Source organism: Bailinhaonella thermotolerans (assembly GCF_003594875.1).
Classification (GTDB): domain Bacteria; phylum Actinomycetota; class Actinomycetes; order Streptosporangiales; family Streptosporangiaceae; genus Bailinhaonella; species Bailinhaonella thermotolerans.
In genome coordinates, this window is the sequence record NZ_QZEY01000010.1 from 220560 (window position 1) to 237629 (window position 17070).

At 74.1% G+C, this 17070-nt stretch carries 18 protein-coding genes; 10 read left to right on the forward strand and 8 right to left on the reverse strand.

What is annotated here, in order from left to right; genetic code table 11:
* The first annotated feature begins 50 nt into the window (after positions 1-50).
* A complete protein-coding gene (locus D5H75_RS24580) occupies positions 51-641 on the forward strand; it encodes a TetR family transcriptional regulator (RefSeq protein WP_119928879.1) in 591 nt (196 codons plus the stop codon).
* Between the two features lie 93 nt (positions 642-734).
* Here D5H75_RS24580 and D5H75_RS24585 read toward each other — a convergent pair whose 3' ends face one another.
* The gene (locus D5H75_RS24585; protein ID WP_119928953.1) at positions 735-1322 is read right to left on the reverse strand and encodes a TetR/AcrR family transcriptional regulator; all 588 of its coding nucleotides are present in this window, start codon (positions 1320-1322) and stop codon (positions 735-737) included.
* 78 nt (positions 1323-1400) lie between these two features.
* Between D5H75_RS24585 and D5H75_RS24590 the strand changes: the two genes are divergently transcribed.
* From D5H75_RS24590 to D5H75_RS24600, 3 genes are all read left to right on the forward strand, one after another.
* Positions 1401-1817 (forward strand): VOC family protein, encoded by a 417-nt coding sequence (locus D5H75_RS24590; protein ID WP_119928880.1) that lies wholly within the window; start codon positions 1401-1403, stop codon positions 1815-1817.
* Between the two features lie 145 nt (positions 1818-1962).
* A complete protein-coding gene (locus D5H75_RS24595) occupies positions 1963-2460 on the forward strand; it encodes a hypothetical protein (protein WP_119928881.1) in 498 nt (165 codons plus the stop codon).
* 151 nt (positions 2461-2611) lie between these two features.
* The gene (locus tag D5H75_RS24600; RefSeq protein ID WP_242454488.1) at positions 2612-3763 is read left to right on the forward strand and encodes a glycerophosphodiester phosphodiesterase; all 1152 of its coding nucleotides are present in this window, start codon (positions 2612-2614) and stop codon (positions 3761-3763) included.
* 86 nt (positions 3764-3849) lie between these two features.
* On the opposite strand, the gene D5H75_RS24605 is transcribed toward D5H75_RS24600, so the two are convergent.
* From D5H75_RS24605 to D5H75_RS24630, 6 genes are all read right to left on the reverse strand, one after another.
* Positions 3850-4392, reverse strand: a complete 543-nt coding sequence (locus D5H75_RS24605; protein WP_119928882.1) for a ferritin-like domain-containing protein — start codon at positions 4390-4392, stop codon at positions 3850-3852.
* A 12-nt stretch (positions 4393-4404) separates the two neighbouring features.
* The gene (locus D5H75_RS24610) at positions 4405-5085 is read right to left on the reverse strand and encodes an aquaporin (RefSeq protein WP_119928883.1); all 681 of its coding nucleotides are present in this window, start codon (positions 5083-5085) and stop codon (positions 4405-4407) included.
* 178 nt (positions 5086-5263) lie between these two features.
* A complete protein-coding gene (locus D5H75_RS24615) occupies positions 5264-7177 on the reverse strand; it encodes an APC family permease (RefSeq protein WP_242454489.1) in 1914 nt (637 codons plus the stop codon).
* Positions 7178-7239: 62 nt separating this feature from the next.
* Positions 7240-7467, reverse strand: a complete 228-nt coding sequence (locus D5H75_RS24620) for a non-histone chromosomal protein 6 (protein ID WP_119928885.1) — start codon at positions 7465-7467, stop codon at positions 7240-7242.
* A gap of 173 nt (positions 7468-7640) precedes the next feature.
* A complete protein-coding gene (locus D5H75_RS24625) occupies positions 7641-9617 on the reverse strand; it encodes an APC family permease (protein ID WP_119928886.1) in 1977 nt (658 codons plus the stop codon).
* Positions 9618-9896: 279 nt separating this feature from the next.
* Positions 9897-10349: a GbsR/MarR family transcriptional regulator gene (locus tag D5H75_RS24630; RefSeq protein ID WP_202638467.1), complete on the reverse strand. Its 453-nt coding sequence runs from the start codon at positions 10347-10349 to the stop codon at positions 9897-9899.
* 119 nt (positions 10350-10468) lie between these two features.
* On the opposite strand from D5H75_RS24630, the gene D5H75_RS24635 reads away from it, so the two are divergent.
* From D5H75_RS24635 to D5H75_RS24650, 4 genes are all read left to right on the forward strand, one after another.
* The gene (locus D5H75_RS24635; RefSeq protein ID WP_119928888.1) at positions 10469-11362 is read left to right on the forward strand and encodes an ABC transporter ATP-binding protein; all 894 of its coding nucleotides are present in this window, start codon (positions 10469-10471) and stop codon (positions 11360-11362) included.
* Positions 11359-12936, forward strand: a complete 1578-nt coding sequence (locus tag D5H75_RS41895; RefSeq protein WP_202638468.1) for an ABC transporter permease — start codon at positions 11359-11361, stop codon at positions 12934-12936. Before D5H75_RS24635 ends, D5H75_RS41895 begins: the two co-directional genes overlap by 4 nt.
* A gap of 79 nt (positions 12937-13015) precedes the next feature.
* Positions 13016-13780: a MerR family transcriptional regulator gene (locus tag D5H75_RS24645; protein WP_119928890.1), complete on the forward strand. Its 765-nt coding sequence runs from the start codon at positions 13016-13018 to the stop codon at positions 13778-13780.
* A complete protein-coding gene (locus D5H75_RS24650) occupies positions 13764-14468 on the forward strand; it encodes a hypothetical protein (RefSeq protein ID WP_119928891.1) in 705 nt (234 codons plus the stop codon). Before D5H75_RS24645 ends, D5H75_RS24650 begins: the two co-directional genes overlap by 17 nt.
* Positions 14469-14577: 109 nt before the next feature.
* Here D5H75_RS24650 and D5H75_RS24655 read toward each other — a convergent pair whose 3' ends face one another.
* A complete protein-coding gene (locus D5H75_RS24655) occupies positions 14578-15153 on the reverse strand; it encodes a CGNR zinc finger domain-containing protein (RefSeq protein ID WP_119928892.1) in 576 nt (191 codons plus the stop codon).
* Positions 15154-15264: 111 nt separating this feature from the next.
* Here D5H75_RS24655 and D5H75_RS24660 point away from each other — a divergent pair, with 111 nt between their 5' ends.
* Together D5H75_RS24660 and D5H75_RS24665 are read left to right on the forward strand one after the other, a co-directional pair.
* Entirely contained in the window at positions 15265-16458 is a 1194-nt protein-coding gene (locus D5H75_RS24660; RefSeq protein WP_119928893.1) for an MFS transporter, read from the forward strand.
* Between the two features lie 115 nt (positions 16459-16573).
* On the forward strand, positions 16574-16969 hold the full coding sequence (locus tag D5H75_RS24665) for a hypothetical protein (RefSeq protein WP_119928894.1): 396 nt from the start codon (positions 16574-16576) through the stop codon (positions 16967-16969).
* The last annotated feature ends 101 nt before the right edge of the window (positions 16970-17070 follow it).

The window sequence follows — 17070 nt, forward strand, 5'->3', positions numbered from 1 at the left end:
CGGAGCCCGCAGAGCTTGCACTCTCCGTGACCGGTGCCTACGGTGCGAACATGCCCCAGGGGAAGGACCGGCGCGCGCGCCGGCGGGCCGAGCGGCGGCACGCCATCCGCATGGCCGCCGTCAGGGTCGCGCTCGAACGCGGGCTCGACGGGGCCACCGTGGAGGCGATCAGCGAGGCCGCCGGCGTCTCGCAGCGCACCTTCTTCAACTACTTCCCGGTCAAGGAGGACGCGCTCACCGTCGAGCCGGGCTGGTCGCCGGAGGAGCTGCGCGAGCTGGTCGCGGCCCGTCCCCCCGAGGAGGGCGGGCTGGTCGTGATGCGGGCCGTGATGGGCGGGCTCGCCCGCCGGTTCGTGGACATGTTCGAGGGCATGGAGCTGGTCCGCGAACTGCACCGCAGGCACCCGGAGCTCGCCGCGCGCAGCCGCCAGGGCGCGGAGGACCAGATGCTCGCGCCCATGATGGACGAGATCCGCACCCGCCCCGGCGTGCGCTCCCGCCTCCACGCCCGCCTCCTGGTCGTCGCCTCGTTCGGGGCCGCGCTCTCCGCCGTCCACGAGGCCATGTCCCCCGAGGGCCCCGCCCTTCCCCTGGACACCCTGCTGGACGAGGCCTTCGACCTGCTGGCCACCGGCCTCTGACCGCGCCGCGCACCCGGCCCCGGACCGCCGCGCGATCCGCCTCCGGCCCTCGCGGAGGCCCGCCGTACGGCCGCCGCCCCCGCTCCGGGCCGGTCAGCGCGCCCGCAGGCCCTCCAGCAGGCGGGTCAGGGCGGCCTGGGCGCGCTCCAGATCGGCCGGGTCGCCCGAGGCGGCCAGCCACAGCGCCGCCTCGTTCATCGCGCCGGACAGCAGCCGGGCCAGCGGCTCCACCGGCTGCCGGTCGAGGACGCCGGCGGCGATCAGCTCGTCCAGCGCCTCGGCCAGGTGCCGCGCCGAGGACTCCTCGTCCAGCGCCCGCCACTCGTTCCACCCGAGCACGGCCGGGCCGTCCACCAGCATGATCCGCTGTATCCCGGGGGCGTTGGCGGCCGCGAGGAACGCCCGGCACCCGGCGAGGAGGCGGTCCCACGGCTCCGCCTCGGCGTCGGCCGTCCGGGCCACCGTCTCCCCCACCTCGCGCTGCACCTGCTCCAGCACGACCCGGAACAGCGCGGCCTTGCTCTCGAACAGGTGGTAGAGCGCCCCCTTGGTGACCCCCGCCTCGGCGACGACCTCGGCCAGGGTCACGGAGGCGTACCCCTTCGCCGCGAACAGCCGCCGCCCGGCCGCCACCAGCTCGGCCCGCGTCCGCTCACGCCGTTCGGCCCGCACACCCGCCATCTCCACACCCTCAGGTTGACATACCACCGGTACGTCAATATACCTTCACATACCTCCGGTACGCGAAAGGCATGGCACATGAACCTGACCAGCTTCTATCCCGTCGTCTGCACCGCCCGGCTCAAGGAGTCCCACGACTTCTACGCCGAGCACTTCGGCTTCGAGACCACCTTCGAGGCCGACTGGTACATCAGCCTGCGGCGGCCCGGCCCCCCGGCGTACGAGCTCGCGCTCCTCGACCACACCCACCCGACGATCCCGGCCGCCTACCGGCTGCCCGTGCGGGGCCTCCTCCTGAACTTCGAGGTGGAGGACGTGGACGCGGAGTGGCGGCGCCTGGTCGCCGAGGGCCCGCTCACCGCCGAGCTCCCCCTGCGGGACGAGGCCTTCGGCCAGCGTCACTTCATCGTCCCCGACCCGAACGGCGTCCTCATCGACGTCATCACGCCCATCCCGCCGTCCGGGGAGTACGAGGCCCAGTACCTCACCCCCTGACGCCGGCCCGCCGCCGCCCCGCCGTACGCCCCGGGGAAGGCGCGGCGGGGCGGCGGCGACAGCGGGGCCCACGAACAGCCCAAAACTGCGCATCGTCCCGCACGCCGCGCGGGCGGGAGGGCGGCCCGGCGGTGACACTGCGGCCATGAGCGGGCTCGGCACGGGTGAGGCACCGGAGCGGACGGAGTTCGAGGGGGCGGTCTACGGCTCCCTGCTGGCCGCCTCCGTGGTCGCCGGCAGCGCCGTGGACGACCGGCCCCTCCCCGCCGGGGACCTGGTCGCCGTGCTGATCAGCACGGGTGTCGTGTTCTGGCTCGCCCACCTGTACGCCCACGTGATCAGCCACGGGCCCCGGCCGCTGAGCTGGAGACGGCTGTGGGCCGCGGGCCGCCGGGAGTGGCCGCTGGCCCAGGCCGCGTTCCCGCCCTCCGTCGCCGCCGCCCTGGCCTCAGGACTCGGGGCGTCCGACGCGGCCGCCTCCTGGATCGCGATGGCCGTCGCCATCGCCGACCAGGTGAGCTGGTCGGTCGCCGCCGCGATCCGGAGCCGGGCCGGCATCGGCGTCGTCCTGCTCTCCGGCGCCGCCAACCTCATCCTGGGCCTGGCGATCATCGCCCTGAAGACCCTGCTGGAGGCGCACTGACCCGGCGGCGAGTGCGCCGGGACGCCCTCACGGCCTGGCCGGAAACCCGTTTTGTGTCTGGTTCGTCCGCAAAAGTTCCCTCTTTGTTTCTGGTTGCCTTCTTGGGCGGTCCGTACGGTTGGCGCAGATTCGTACCGCACGGAGGGACCACATGAAGAAGCTGGGGATCATGGCGCTCGCCCTGGCCGGCGCGCTCGGCCTGGCCGCGCCCTCGCAGGCCGCGCCCTCGCAGCCCGCCCCGAACGGCGAGGGTGCGGAGACGGCCGCCCGGGCGGGCGGGCCGGGTCGCGGGCCGGGCCGGGACGGCGTGGTCGTGATCGGGCACCGGGGCGCCGCGGGGCACCGGCCCGAGCACACCGCCGGCGGGTACGAGCTGGCCGTGGCGATGGGGGCGGACTGGATCGAGCCGGACCTGGTCCCGACGAAGGACCACGTGCTCGTCGCCCGGCACGAGAACGACATCTCCGGCACGACCGACGTGTCCACCCGGCCGGAGTTCGCCTCCCGCCGTACGACCAAGGTCATCGACGGGCGGTCGGTGACCGGGTGGTTCACCGAGGACTTCACGCTGGCCGAGCTGAAGACCCTCCGGGCGGTGGAGCGGCTGCCCTCGGTGCGCCAGCGCAACACCGTCTACAACGGCGTCTACCGGATCATGACCTTCCAGGAGGTGCTGGACCTGGCCGAGCGCCTGTCCCGCCGGTACGACCGCAAGATCGCGGTGTTCCCGGAGACCAAGCACCCGACGTACTTCCGCTCCATCGGCCTCCCGCTGGAGGAGCCGCTGATCGAGACGGTCCGGCGCAACGGGCTCGACCGGCGCGACGCCCGCGTGGTCGTCCAGTCCTTCGAGCCGTCCAGCCTCCAGCGCGTCCGCCGCGCCCTCCGCGTCCCCCTCTGGCAGGCCCTGGGCACCACCGGCCGCCCGTACGACCACGTCGCGAGCGGTGACCCGACCACCTACGCGGACATGATGAAGCCCGAGGGCCTGGCGAAGATCTCCCGGTACGCCGACTGGATCGGCCCCGACAAGTCCTCGGTCATCCCGCTCAACCGCGACGGCTCGGCGGGCGCGCCCACCACCCTCGTCCGCGACGCCCACGCCGCGGGGCTCAAGATCGGCGTCTACACGTTCCGCAGCGAGAACCAGTACCTCCCCGCCGGTCTCCGCCGCGGCACGGCGCCCACGGACCACGGCGACGCCCTGGCGGAGTACCGCTCCCACCTGTCCCAGGGCGTGGACGCCTTCGTCACCGACTACCCGGACACCGCCGTCCTCGCCCGCTCCCTCCCCACCCCCTGACCCACCCCTCATCTCGACCCGCTCGTGATCATCCGCCCCCGCCGCGCCACGCGGCGGGGGCGGAGTCGCCTGGGCCGGCACGCCGGTCAGCGGGCGAGATGGGGAGAAGCGCCGCGGAAGCCCGGGTGGTAACGGGGGGAGACGGGCTCGCCGCGAGCCTCCCGGATCCACGTCTCGTGCTCGCGCTCCCCGGCGAGGAGGGCCGCCGCCAGGGCGTGCGTGCGCGGGTCCCGCCTCTCCGTCGCCGCGCGCAGCTCGTCGTAGGCCCGGACCGCCCGCTCCACGACCGCCGTGAGCTCCCGCAGGACCTCCTCGTCCGTCCCGTACGGCGGGGCCGCCCCCTCTCCCCGCCCCTCGGGGCCGGCGAACGCGGGGAGGGTCGGCGGGAGAGGGCCGTCCAGCTCGGCGATCCGGGTGACCAGGGCCTCGAAGTGGGCCCGGGCCTCGGCTCGGAGGTCGGCGAGGAGGGCGCGGACCGGGGCCTCGGTCAGGCCGTGGGAGTGCGCGGCGAGGACGGTGTGGCGGTAGTAGGCGGACAGCTCGGCCTGGGCGGCGGCGGTCAGGGCGGCCAGGAGCGCGTCCACGTCGAGTCCGGCGCGCTGGACCGCCTCGCGGGCGGCGCGGGGCATGCCCTGCTCCCTTCAGGCGGCGGACCCGGCCGGGGCGCGCTCGGCGGGCGCGGGGTCGGCGGGGCTCCGGTCGGCCGGGTTGAGGGCGAGGAAGACCACGGCCGCGAGGGCGCCGCCCGCCAGGTCGGCCGCGAGCCAGAGCCAGATCTTGGACCAGGCGAACAGGCCCATCGTGGCGGCGCCGACGGCGACGGCGGGGTTGAACGCCCCGCCGGACACGCCGCCGACCGCGAACGCGCCCGCCGCGACGGTGAAGCCGATGGCCAGGCCGTAGAAGTGGTTGCCGGGGTGGTCGCGGCTGGTGGCCACGTTGAGCACGACGTACGCCAGGGCGAAGGTGATCAGCAGCTCGGCGAGGAGGGCGGCGCCGAGGCCGCGCCCGGAGGGTGAGAGCGCGGTGGCCGGGGCCGCGCCCACCACGTAGCGGGCGGCCGCGGCGGCGACCACGGCCGCCACGGCCTGCGCGGCCCAGTACGCGGCGGCGTCGGCGAGCCCGATGCGGCCGCGCAGGAGCACCGCGAGCGTCACCGCCGGGTTGTAGTGCGCGCCGGAGACGTGGCCCCCGGCGTACACCATGACCATGAGCACGGCCCCGACCGCCAGCGGCGCCAGCGGGGACCCCGCCAGGACCGCGCACCCGACGGTGAACACGAGGAAGAACGTCCCGATGAACTCGGTCGAATAACGTCGCACGACGGCCTCCGGGGTGAGGGATCGGAATGCTCCGAATCCTCACCCGGGCCCCGGGCGGCGGTCCTTACACGTCCGTTACGGGCGATTACGGGTGATTACGGCTCGCGAACGACCTGCGGACGTCCCGGGAACGTCCTGGGAACGTCCCGCGCGCGTCCCGGGGGCCCGTGCCGACGGCTCAGCCGACGTTGACCAGGGGGCGGCGCTCGGGGTCGGGCTCGGCCTTGCGGAGGACCTCGCGGGTGAGCGGGGGGACGTCGCCGCCGCCGAAGACCAGGTAGCGCAGGAGGGCCCCGACCGGGTTGCCCTCGGCCCAGTGGAAGTAGACGCTCGGGAGCTGCCCGGTCTCGTCGCGCAGGTGGAGGAGGATCGCGGCGATGGCGTTCGCCACGGTCGGGCTCTCCACGCGCAGGATCTGGAAGCCGTGGCGCTCCTCGCCGACGACGCGCAGCTCGGTGGAGAACTCCGAGGCGTCCGGGACCGTGACCTCCAGGAAGATCAGGCCCTCCGCGGTGCGCAGGCGGTGCCGCAGCCAGGCCTCGCGGCACTTGTCGACGTATTCCTTGGGGTCGCGCTGGTGCGGCTCGTTGGCGATCAGGTGGATCTCGCCGGTCTCGGCGATGAACCGCCGCGCGGTGTCGTCCAGCGTGACGCGGGTGACGCGCAGCTCGGTGGAGCGGGTCGCCCGGGAGACCAGCGAGGTGACGACGATGGCCACCACGAAGCACGCCGAGATCGTGAGGCCGTCCGGCCGCTCGGTGACGTTGGCGGTGAAGGCGTACGCGAGCACGAGCGCGACGAGCCCGAACCCGATCGCGGGCCCGATCCGGCGGCGCTTCCACGCCGACAGCGTCACGGCGATCGCCGCCGACAGGATCAGCGCGAGGACCCCCGTGGCGTACGCGCCGCTCTGCGACTCCACGTCGGCGTCGAACATGATCGTGATCACGAACGACACGGCGGTGAAGACCAGCACCATCGGCCGGGTCGCCCGGGACCAGTCGGGCGCCATGCCGTACCTGGGCAGGTAGCGCGGCACGATGTTGAGCAGCCCGGCCAGCGCCGACGCGCCCGCGAACCACAGGATCGCGATCGTGCTGACGTCGTAGGCGGTGCCGACCCAGTCGCCCAGGTACTCGTGGGCGAGGTAGGCCAGGGCGCGCCCGTTGGCCTGGCCGCCCTCCTCGAACTCCCGGTGCGGGATGAGCACCGACGTGGCGAAGCTCGACGTGATCAGGAAGGCGCTCATGATCAGCGCGGCGGTGGTGAGGAGCTTGCGCGCGCCCGAGATCCGCCGCTCCAGGTCGCCCTTGACCAGCGGCATCACGGCGACGCCGGTCTCGAACCCGGACAGGCCGAGCGCCAGCTTCGGCATGACCACGAGCGAGGCCGCGACCATGGCCATCGGGCTCGTGTAGTCGGCGGTGAGCGCGTTCCGCCAGTCCAGCACCAGGTCCGGGCTGGTCAGGGCGTGCTGGAGCGCGACCCCGACGATCACCACGTTCAGCGCGAGGTAGACCGCGACGATGACCACCGCGATCGAGATGGCCTCGCTGAACCCGGCCAGGAACACCGCCCCGAGCAGCGCGATCAGCACCAGCGTGACGGGTACGGCGGCGCCGTGCCAGGACTCGGGCACGAACGGGTTGTGCAGCACGTGCGCGGTGGCGTCGGCGGCCGACAGCGTGATCGTGACGATGAACGCCGTGGCCACGAAGCCCAGCAGGAACAGCACGAGGAGCTTCCCGCGCCAGCCGGGCAGCAGCTTCTCCAGCATCGACAGCGACCCGAGCCCGCGCGGGCTCTCCCCGGCCACCGCCCGGTACGTCGGCAGCGCGCCGAACAGCGTGAGCGCGACGAGCACGAGCGTGGCGACCGGGCTGAGCGCCCCGGCCGCGAGCGCCGCGATGCCCGGCTGGTAGCCCAGCGTGGAGAAGTAGTCCACGCCGGTCAGGCACATGACCTGCCACCAGGAGTGCTGCCTGTCCGGCGTGTCCTCGTGGTGCGGGCCGGTGGTGCGCGGATCGGTGCGCTTCAGCCCCTTGAGCAACCAGCCGCGTAATCCGGACCCCTCGTCCGAGCGCACAGCCACCTGACTACTCCTCCGCCACGTATGGGAAAAACGTGGCGAAGCCTATGCGACTTTACGTGTCTTTACGTTTTCTCTTCGTCGTAGCGGCGGCGGTCGGCGTCGGCCTTCTCCTCGTAGGGCCGCTTCTCCTCCGGCCCCAGCGAGCGCCACCGCTCCCCGAGGATCTTGCCGATCTGGCCGAACCCGACGTCCGGATTCTCCTTCACCACCTCGTCCCGCTTGTCCTGCGAGAAGTACATGTATGCGCTCCGGGGCCGCTTGGGCGCCTCCGGATCCTTCCCCTTGGCCATGGTCCCCCCACGGTGTGCGTACGGCGTCCGCCACGCCCGCTACCCCTCCCACCGGCCCGAACACGTCCGCCGAGCGACGACCGCGGAGAGGCGGCGCGGAGGACGCCGGGAGGGCGCGGGGAAGGCGCGGGGGGACGCGGCGGGCGGAGAGGCCCGGGGGAGGCGGCGCGGCGTCAGCCGACGTGGATCCGGGGCCGGCGGGCGGGGACGGGCTCGATCTTGCGGATGATCTCGCGGGTGACGGGGGCGGTGTCGCCGCGCCCGAGGATGAGGTACTTGAGCAGGAGCTTGATCGGCGAGCCCTCGGCCCACTCGAAGTAGCAGTGCGGGATGACCCCGGTGGCGTCGCGCATGGCGAGCAGGATGGCGGCGATGGCGTTGGGCACGGCCGGGCTTCCGGCGCGCAGGACGCGATGCCCGTCCGCCTGCTCGCCGCGCACGAACAGCACGCCGCCGAAGGCCGAGGGGTCGATGACGTCGATCTCCAGGAACAGCACGTCGGCCGGGGTCGGCACCGGGTTGATCCCCCGGTGCCGCCGCTCCTTGATGGAGTACTGCGCGGGGTCGCCCGCCACGTGCCGGTTGGCGATGAGGTTCAGCGCGCGGTCGTGCCCGAGCGAGTCGGCGATGAACCTGCGCGCCGTGTCGTCGAACTCGATGCGGTCGGCCCGCAGCTCGGTCGTGCGCGACACCCGCGACACCAGGGAGATCGCGATGATGCCGAGGATGAACGCCACCGAGATCGTGAGCCCGTCCGGCTTCTTCAGCACGTTCTCGGCCAGGGCGTACAGGAACACCGCCGTCAGCAGGGCGAACCCGGTCCCCGCCATCCGGTGCCGCCGCCGGAGCGCGGAGATCGTCACCGCGAACGCCCCCGACACCATCATCGCCAGGACCCCCGTGGCGTACGGCCCGGCCTGCGCGTCCACCTTCGCGCCGAACGCGACGGTGATGAGGACGCAGACCACCGTGTAGACGAGGACCACCGGCCGTACGGCGGTCGCCCAGGCGGGGGCCATGCCGTACGACGGCAGGTAGCGCGGCACGATGTTGATCAGGCCGGCCATCGCCGAGGCGCCCGCGAACCACAGGATGAGGATCGTGCTGATGTCGTAGGCGGTGCCGAAGAGGGACCCCAGCCTCTCGTGCGCGAGGTACGCCAGGGCGCGGCCGTTCGCCCGCCCCTCGGGGCCGAACTCGCGGGCGGGGATGAGCACGGCGGTGACGAAGCTCGTCGTGATCAGGTAGCCGCTCATGATCAGCGCGGCGGTGGTGAGCAGCTTGCGCGTGTTGCGGATGCGGGAGAGGAAGCGCTGCTCCCGGGTGTCCCCCCGGGTGGCGATGAGCGGCATCATGCTCACCCCGGTCTCGAACCCCGACAGCCCCAGCGCCAGCCCGGGGAACGCGAGCACCGCCGTCAGCGCGATCCCGCCGAGCCCGCCGTGCCCGGCCGTCAGCCCCTCCAGCCACCGCGAGAACACGTCCGGCTGGGAGAAGACCTCAATGAGCCCGGTCACCACGATGACCGCGTTCATCGCCAGGAAGACCGCCACGAGCGGGATCGCCAGCCCCACGGCCTCAGTGAAGCCGAGCAGGAACACCCCGCCCAGGACCAGCAGCAGGACGCACGTGACGATCACCTCGCGGCCGTGCAGGAAGCCGGGGAAGACCGGGTTCTCCAGCATGTGCACGGACGCGTCCGAGGCCGACATGGTGATCGTGGCGATCCACGCCGTGCAGACGAAGCCCAGCAGGACGAGGACGAACAGCTTCCCGCGCCAGAACGGCAGCAGGTGCTCCAGCATCGCCACCGAGCCCTGCCCGTGCGGGCTCTCCCGGGCCACCCGCCGGTACATCGGCAGCGCCCCGAACAGCGTCAGCACCACGATCAGCAGCGTGGCCAGCGGCGACAGCGCCCCGGCCGCCAGCGCGGCGATGCCCGGCAGGTACCCCAGCGTGGAGAAGTAGTCCACGCCGGTCAGGCACATCACCTTCCACCAGGCCTGCGGCTTGGCGTGGCCCTCCTCGGTCTCCGGGCCGGTCGGCTGCACCCGGTCGGCCAGCAGCCAGCGCGCCAGCCGGCTCCGTGGCGGAGGCGCCTTGCCCGCGCTCTCCACACACGCGGGAATCCCCGTCTCGCCAGCGTCCACGCGCGCCTTCCCCCCAGCGGCCTGCGAACCCCCAACCCCACCAGGTTCCGGACCCGCCGGGCGCGCCCGCGTTCAACACGCCATGCCCCGCGACCCCTTGCCCCGCCGCTGATCACCTCTTTGCGCGCCGCTTCCCGCCGTCCCGTACGGCATGAGCCCGCGCCCGCCGTACGGCACGGCACCGCCGTACGGAAGAGCCGGGAGGCGGGGGAGCGGAGCGCGAAGGCGCGGCGGGCGGGGGGCGGCCAGGTGGCCCAGGCGGTCAGGTGGCCCGGGCGGTCAGGTGGCGCGGCCCCGGGAGGCGCGCCACTTGTCGCGCAGGAGGGGGAGCTCCTTCTCCAGGAAGGCGAAGTAGTCGCGCATCTCGGCGAGGGTGTGACCGGCGTGGGTCTCCTCGCCGCCGAGGGCGTCCAGGCCCTCGTTCATCATGTCCACCAGGTCCTTGTACAGGCCGGACTTGGTCGAGGCGACCTCCCACCACGCCTCGTCGTAGAGCCGGTAGAGGTCGCGGCGGGAGCCGGGGACCGGCTCGCGGGCGACCATGCCCAGGTGCATGAGGTAGCGGACGCCGCCGGAGATCGCGGCGGGGCTGACGCCGAGGCGTTCGGCCAGGTCGGCGGCCGTGAGCGCCCTCTCCTCCGCGGCCATGAGCGTGACCAGCACGCGGGCCGCCATCGGGGGGAACCCCCAGTCCGCCAGGAAGCGGCTGACCCGCTCCACGAACCGTCGCACGCCTTCCTCGTCCCGCACCGCGCGTCCCCCAATCCGAGCCCGTCAAGAACTCGTAGTTTACCGTCTTCATCGTCTTCACAGTATTCACGAGTTCGTGAAGCAGGTGTAGCTTCTCAATCATGACCAACGTAATCACCGTGTCCGGCCTCTCCAAGAGCTTCGGCCGGACCCGTGCCCTCGACGGCCTGAACCTCCAGGTCAGGGCCGGTGAGGTACACGGATTCCTGGGCCCGAACGGCGCCGGGAAGTCCACGACCATCCGCGTGCTGCTCGGCCTGCTCCGGGCCGACTCGGGCACCGTCCGCCTGCTCGGCGGAGACCCCTGGAAGGACGCCGTCGAGCTGCACCGCAGGCTCGCGTACGTCCCCGGGGACGTCACCCTCTGGCCGAACCTGTCCGGCGGCGAGGTCATCGACCTGCTCGGGCGGCTGCGCGGCGGGCTCGACCCGCGCCGGCGCGCCGAGCTGATCGAGCGGTTCGAGCTGGACCCGCGCAAGAAGGGCCGCGCCTACTCCAAGGGCAACCGGCAGAAGGTCGCGCTGGTCGCCGCGCTGGCCTCCGACGCGGAGCTGCTCCTGCTCGACGAGCCCACCTCCGGCCTGGACCCGCTGATGGAGGCGGTGTTCACCGACTGCGTGCGCGAGGTGAAGGAGCAGGGCCGGACGGTGCTGCTGTCGAGCCACATCCTCGCCGAGGTCGAGAAGCTGTGCGACCGGGTGAGCATCATCCGCGACGGCCGCACCGTCGAGACCGGGACGCTGGACGAGCTGCGGCATCTGACCCGCACGTCCATCACGGCCGAGCTGGCGTCGCCGGTGAACGGGCTGGCCGGCGTGCACGACCTGCGCGTGGACGGCTCGCGCGTGTCGTTCCAGGTGGACACGGACCGGCTGGACGAGGTGCTGAAGCACCTGTCGGCCTCCGGCGTGCGGTCCCTGACGAGCCGGCCGCCGACGCTGGAGGAGCTGTTCATGCGGCACTACCGCGACGAGTCCCTGGCGGGCGCGCGATGACCGGGTCGTGGGCCCTGGTCCGGCTGATCCTGCGCCGCGACCGGTTCATCCTGCCGCTGTGGGTGGTCGTGTTCGGGCTGCTGCCGATCACGCAGACGTCCGCGATCGCCGGGCTGTACACCGGCGAGGCGGAGTTGCGGAGGTTCGCCGCCTCGATGGACGCGAACCCGGCGTTCACCGCCCTGTACGGGCATGTCCTGGACTGGAACGCCGCCGCGCTCGGGCTGTGGCGGGGCGGGTTCACGCCCGTGCTGGTCGGCCTGGCGGTCCTGCTCACGGTCATCCGGCACACCCGCGCCGAGGAGGAGACCGGCCGCAGGGAGCTGCTCGGCTCGACCGTGCTGAGCCGCCACGCGGGCCTGACCTCGGCCCTCATCGTGACCACGGCGGCGAGCCTGGTGATCGGCCTGATCGTGTTGGCGACGTTCGCCGCGGAGTACCCGGTGGAGGGCGCGCTCGCCGCCGGGCTGGGGTACGCCGGGACCGGGATCGTGTTCGCCGCCGTGGGCGCGCTGGCCGCCCAGCTCACCGAGAACGCCGGCGGGGCGCGCGGGATCGCGATCGCCGTGCTCGGCGGGGCCTACCTGCTGCGCGGCGCCGGGGACACCACGGACGCCTCCTGGCTTTCCTGGCTGTCGCCCGTCGCCTGGCCGCAGCGGATGCGCCCGTTCGCAGGGGAGACCTGGTGGCCGTTCGCGCTCTTCGTCGCGCTGGCCGCCGCGCTCTGCTGCGCCGCCTACCTCCTGGCCGGCCGCCGGGACGTCGCCGCGGGCCTGCTCCCGCCGCGCCTCGGCCCCGCCACGGCGGCGCCCGCGCTGGCCGGGCCGTTCGCGCTGGCCTGGCGGCTGCACCGGGGCTCGCTGCTCGCGTGGACCCTCGGGTTCGCGGTGCTCGGCGTCGTGATGGGCGCCGCCGCCAACGCCGCGATGTCCGCCATGGCCGAGAACAAGCGGCTCCTGGACATGCTCGCCCGCCTCGGCGGCGCGTCGGCCCAGTCGGACATGTTCGTCGCGGCCGTCCTCGGCATCTTCGGCATCGCGGTCTCCGGCTACGCCGTCCAGGCCGTCCTGCGCATGCGCGCCGAGGAGACCGCCCAGCGCGCCGAGCCCCTCCTGGCCACCCCGGCCACCCGGGTCGCCTGGACCGCCTCCCACCTGGTCGTCGCCGTCCTCGGCCCGGCCGCGGTGCTCGCCGTGCTGGGCCTTTCGCTGGGCCTGACGTACGGGCTGGGGTCCGGCGACGTGGGGACGCACCTCCCCCGCGTCCTCGGCGCGTCCCTGGCCCAGCTCCCCGCGGTCTGGGTCCTGGCCGCGGTGGCCACCGCCCTGTTCGGCGTCCTGCCCCGGCTGGCCGCGGCCGCGTGGGGGGTCCTGGCCGCGTTCCTCCTGTTCGGCCAGCTCGGCGCCCTGCTCGACCTCCCGGAGGCGGTCCTGGACCTCTCCCCCTTCACCCACCTGCCCCGCCTCCCCGGCGGCGACCCCGAGTTCACGCCGTACGCGGTCCTCACCGCCATCGCGGCCGTCCTCCTCGCGGCCGGGGTGTACGGCTTCCGCCGCCGGGACGTGGCCACGTAGGAGCGGGGTGCGCCGCCGGGCCCGCCGTACGCGGGCCCGGGCTTGACCTTGACGCTACGTCAAGGTCAAGACTTGGGTCATGCGAATCGGGGAGCTGGCGGAGCTGGCCGGGGTCTCGACCCGGACCGTGCGGCACTACCACCATCTGGGGCTGCTGCCCGAGCCGGCGCGGCTGGCCAACGGCTACCGGGTGTACGGCCTGCGCGACGCGGTCGAGTTGGCGCGGATCCGGCGGCTCACCGAGCTGGGGCTCGGCCTGGACGAGGTCCGGGACGTGCTGGCCGACGACCGGGGGCGAGAGCTGCGCGAGGTGCTGGCCGAGCTGGACGCCGACCTGGCCAGGCAGGAGCGCGAGATAGCCGCCCGCCGGGCGCGCCTGGCCGCCCTGCTGGAACGCGAGACCCTGGACCCGGACGATCCGGTGTCGCCCGAGATGGCCGCGCTGCTCCGCGGCCTGACCGGGCCGCCCACGGGGCTGCTGGCCAAGGAGCGGGAGCTGCTGGCCATGCTCGACACCGTCGCCGGGCCCGCCGCCGGCGCGGCGCTCGCCGCGATCGCCGGCCCGCTCGCGGCGGACCCGGAGCGGGCGGCCCTGGTCCAGGCCCTCTACACGGACCTGGACGCGCTCGCCGGCGCGGCGGCCGACGACCCCCGGGTGCCCGCCGTGGCCGCCCGCCTCGCCGACGTGATCCCCCCGGCCCTGGCCGCGGGCGCGCCCGCCCAGCCGGCCGACCACCCGTTCACACGGGCCCTGTTCGCCGAACTCGCCCCGGCCCAGGCCGAGGCCGTACGCCGGGCCATGCGGCTGCTGGCGGAGAGGAGCGCCGATGACCCCGCCACGTGAGGGCACGACCCGGCCCGCGGCCCCGCTCCCTGACCCGTCCGCCGCCGCCGACGCTCCCGGAGCCGCGAGGGCGGGGCTCGCGCGGCGGCTGGCGGTGGCGCACGCGCGGGGCGCGGTGAGCCTGGCGCTGTGGCCCCTGGGCCGGCGTCACGGAGTGGGCCCGGGCGACGCCGCTTTCGGGTACTCGCGCGGACAGTCCGGGATGACGCTGGCGCTGCTGGGCGCGGTCATCGCCGAGAGCGCCGCCCTGGCGTACCTGGTGCCCTGGGCCTGGCTCGACGCGGTCCTGCTCGTCCTGCACGTCTACACCGCCGCCGTGTTCCTGGCCGGGATCGCCGCCGGGATCACCCGGCCGCACGTGCTGACGGCGCGGGAACTGCGCGTCCGCCACGGCACGGCGCTGGACCTGCGCGTCCCGCTGCGCCTGGTGACGGGGGTCCGGACGGCGCGCCGCTTCGTGAACGGCGGCGCGGTCGAGATCGCGGACGGCGTGCTGACCGTGTCCGCGGGCTCCCGGACCTCGCTCACGGTGGACCTGGCCGGGCCGCTCCCGGTGCCCGGCCGCGACGCCGCGGTGACCCGGATCCACCTGCACGCCGACGACCCGGCCGCCCTCGCCGCCGCCGTCACGGCCGCGCTCCGGGACGCGCCGGACCCGTCCGCGCCGGGACCGTCCGCGCGGCCCTGAATCGTGCCGCGCGGGGCTGAACCGCCCGTGACTCCGGGGCGGGCCCGCCGCATCCGCCCCGGTGCGGCGTCCGCCGGGCGCGTTCCGTGCCGGGGTTCCGCGCCCCGGCTCAGGTGGCCTGGGCGCGGGCGCGGTGGGCGGCGGCCTTGACGCGGTTCTGGCAGGTGATACGGCAGTAGCGCCGGGTGGCGCTGCGGGTGGTGTCGGTGTAGACGCGGTCGCAGCCGGGCGCGGAGCAGAGGCCGAGGCGGTGCCGGCGGTCGCTGCCCAGGTAGGACGCCAGCGCCAGGGCGAGGGCCGAGGCCACGGCCTCGGGGTACCCCCCGTCACGGGCACGGTAGCGCAGGTGCCAGGGGGCGTCGCCCTCCTTCGAGAGGTACGGCCGGGGGGCCAGCTCCTCCAGGAGGTCGTTGAGCGCCTGGGCCGCCGCGTCCACGTCGTCCGCGCCGAGGTGGTCGTAGACGGCGCGCAGGCGGACGGCGTACGCGGCGAGCCGTACGGCCCCCGCCTCGTCCACCGGGGTGTGCCGCTTGTCGCCGAGGAGGAGGGCGGCGTTCACGGCGTCCGCCAGGGCCTGCCCCTCCGGCGGGACGTACGGCCGGGCGCGGCGCACGCCGGGGGTGGCGGCGTTGATGAGCGCGGCGGCGGCGGTCGCGGCTTCCTCTATGTGGCTGTTTGTATCCATTTGACCGTTAACGGAGATCCTCACTAGGGTGCGTCACTGTCAAAACTATCTTAGACAGTTACGAGGGATGATGGGGACACCCGGCTGCGCACTCCACCCGCGAGAAGACTCATGAAGGCCTGGCGCCGGACGTCCCCGGCGGGGCGCGCGCTGCTGGGCGCGGTGCTGTTCACCAGCTTGACCGGCTTCATGTTCATGCCACTGCTGGCGATCGAGCTGACCGCGCGGAACCTGACACCCGGCCTGGTCGGGCTGCTCGTGGGCCTCCTCGCGTTCTCCGGCCAGGCGTTCTCGCTGGCCGCCGGGCTGCTCGCGGACCGGTTCGGGACGCGGCCGGTCATGGCCGCCGGGTTCCTGCTGCGGATCATCGGCTACCCGATGCTCGCCTTCGGCGGCGCGGACCGGATCTCGCCGCTCGTCACCGGCGTCATCGCGGTCGGCGTCGGCGGGGCGCTGATGGGCCTGTCGATCAAGACGCTTCTCGTGTCCGAGGACGGGCCGAGCCCCCGTGACATGCTCGCCCTGCGCGCCACGTTCATCAACATCGGCGTCGTGGCGGGCCCCGCGCTGGGCGCGCTGGTCTACCCGCTGGGCTTCCCGTACATCCTGGCCGCCTGCGTCGCGTCGCATCTGGCCCTCGCCGTACGGCTGGCGCTGCTGCGCGCGGGCACGGTCGGGCCGCGGCCGGTCCCGCCGGGCACGGGCGCCGAGCCCGGCGCGGGGGCGGGCTCCGGGCGGGCCGCGCTGTGGGCGTGGACGCCGCTGTTCCTGCTCGGCGCGGCCTACGGGGCGCTCTACGGCCAGCTCAACATCGTGCTGCCGCTCAGCGCGGCGAAGCTGACCGGGAACGAGACGGCGATCTCCGTGGTGTTCATCGTCAACGGGGCGCTCGTGGTGATCTGCCAGTTCGCGCTGCTCAGCCGGGTCTTCCACCGGGCCGCCGCACGGACGCTGCTGACGGCCGACTTCCTGTCGTTCGCGCTGGCGTACGCGGCGCTGCTGCCGCTGGCGGGCTGGTGGTCGCTGCTGGTCTTCGTCTTCCCGGTGACGCTGGCCGAGATGCTGATCGGCCCGAGCCTGGACGAGCAGGCGGTCCGGATGGGCACGCTCCGCCGCACCGGGCTGGCCCTGGGCGCGATGAGCGCGTCGAACGCCCTGGGCGGCCTGATCGGCTCCACGGCCGGCGGGTACCTGATCCAGGTCCTGGGCGTCGGGGTGGGCCTCTACCTGGTGATCATCGTGACGTCGGCGGTGTCGGCGGGCGGCGCGCTGTTCCTGCCCAAGGGTGCCCGGCAGCCCGTCTGACCTGGGGATTTCCGGGGAGTTTCGTTGCCGGGCCCTTACCCTTCCGCGCGATGTCAGAGGGCTAGACTGCGCTGCGTAATCGACCACTGGCAGTTCGTAGCGAAAGGGGGAGGGCGTGCCGTCAACCAAGTCACGCCTGATCGCACTGGCGGCTCTCGCGAGCGCCGTCACCGTGCCCACCGCGGGCGCCGCCGCGGCGGCCGACGCCCCACCGGCGGCGGACGCCCCGCACGCCCAGGTGGCCGGGGTCATCCACGCCAACGGCGCGATCAAGTACGCCAAGAACATCGTCTCGGTGTCCCGCCCGGCCGTCGGCGTCTACTGCGTCCACACGAACATGGACGTCACCCGCACGGTGCCGTCCGCCACCCCGTGGTACACCGGCCGCATCGTCTCCGCCAGCGTCGACCCCAGCGCGCAGTGCGGCAACCGCACCGACACCGTCCGGGTCGTGGTCACCGACTCCGCCGGCCGCCGCGAGAACAGCGCCTTCAGCCTGATCCTGCCCTGACGGGCAGCCGCCCGCACCACGGGCCCCGGTCCCCGCGACCGGGGCCCTTCCCTTCCCCGCGCCTCCCGCCTCCCGCCTCCCTTCCTCCCGCCTCCCTTCCC

Bases quoted from the DNA above. Each gene is read 5' to 3' on its own strand.
- D5H75_RS24580 (WP_119928879.1), top strand. From the start codon at position 51: ATGCCCCAGGGGAAGGACCGGCGCGCGCGCCGGCGGGCCGAGCGGCGG.
- D5H75_RS24585 (WP_119928953.1), bottom strand. From the start codon at position 1,322: ATGGCGGGTGTGCGGGCCGAACGGCGTGAGCGGACGCGGGCCGAGCTG.
- D5H75_RS24590 (WP_119928880.1), top strand. From the start codon at position 1,401: ATGAACCTGACCAGCTTCTATCCCGTCGTCTGCACCGCCCGGCTCAAG.
- D5H75_RS24595 (WP_119928881.1), top strand. From the start codon at position 1,963: ATGAGCGGGCTCGGCACGGGTGAGGCACCGGAGCGGACGGAGTTCGAG.
- D5H75_RS24600 (WP_242454488.1), top strand. From the start codon at position 2,612: ATGAAGAAGCTGGGGATCATGGCGCTCGCCCTGGCCGGCGCGCTCGGC.
- D5H75_RS24605 (WP_119928882.1), bottom strand. From the start codon at position 4,392: ATGCCCCGCGCCGCCCGCGAGGCGGTCCAGCGCGCCGGACTCGACGTG.
- D5H75_RS24620 (WP_119928885.1), bottom strand. From the start codon at position 7,467: ATGGCCAAGGGGAAGGATCCGGAGGCGCCCAAGCGGCCCCGGAGCGCA.
- D5H75_RS24635 (WP_119928888.1), top strand. From the start codon at position 10,469: ATGACCAACGTAATCACCGTGTCCGGCCTCTCCAAGAGCTTCGGCCGG.
- D5H75_RS41895 (WP_202638468.1), top strand. From the start codon at position 11,359: ATGACCGGGTCGTGGGCCCTGGTCCGGCTGATCCTGCGCCGCGACCGG.
- D5H75_RS24645 (WP_119928890.1), top strand. From the start codon at position 13,016: ATGCGAATCGGGGAGCTGGCGGAGCTGGCCGGGGTCTCGACCCGGACC.
- D5H75_RS24650 (WP_119928891.1), top strand. From the start codon at position 13,764: ATGACCCCGCCACGTGAGGGCACGACCCGGCCCGCGGCCCCGCTCCCT.
- D5H75_RS24655 (WP_119928892.1), bottom strand. From the start codon at position 15,153: ATGGATACAAACAGCCACATAGAGGAAGCCGCGACCGCCGCCGCCGCG.
- D5H75_RS24660 (WP_119928893.1), top strand. From the start codon at position 15,265: ATGAAGGCCTGGCGCCGGACGTCCCCGGCGGGGCGCGCGCTGCTGGGC.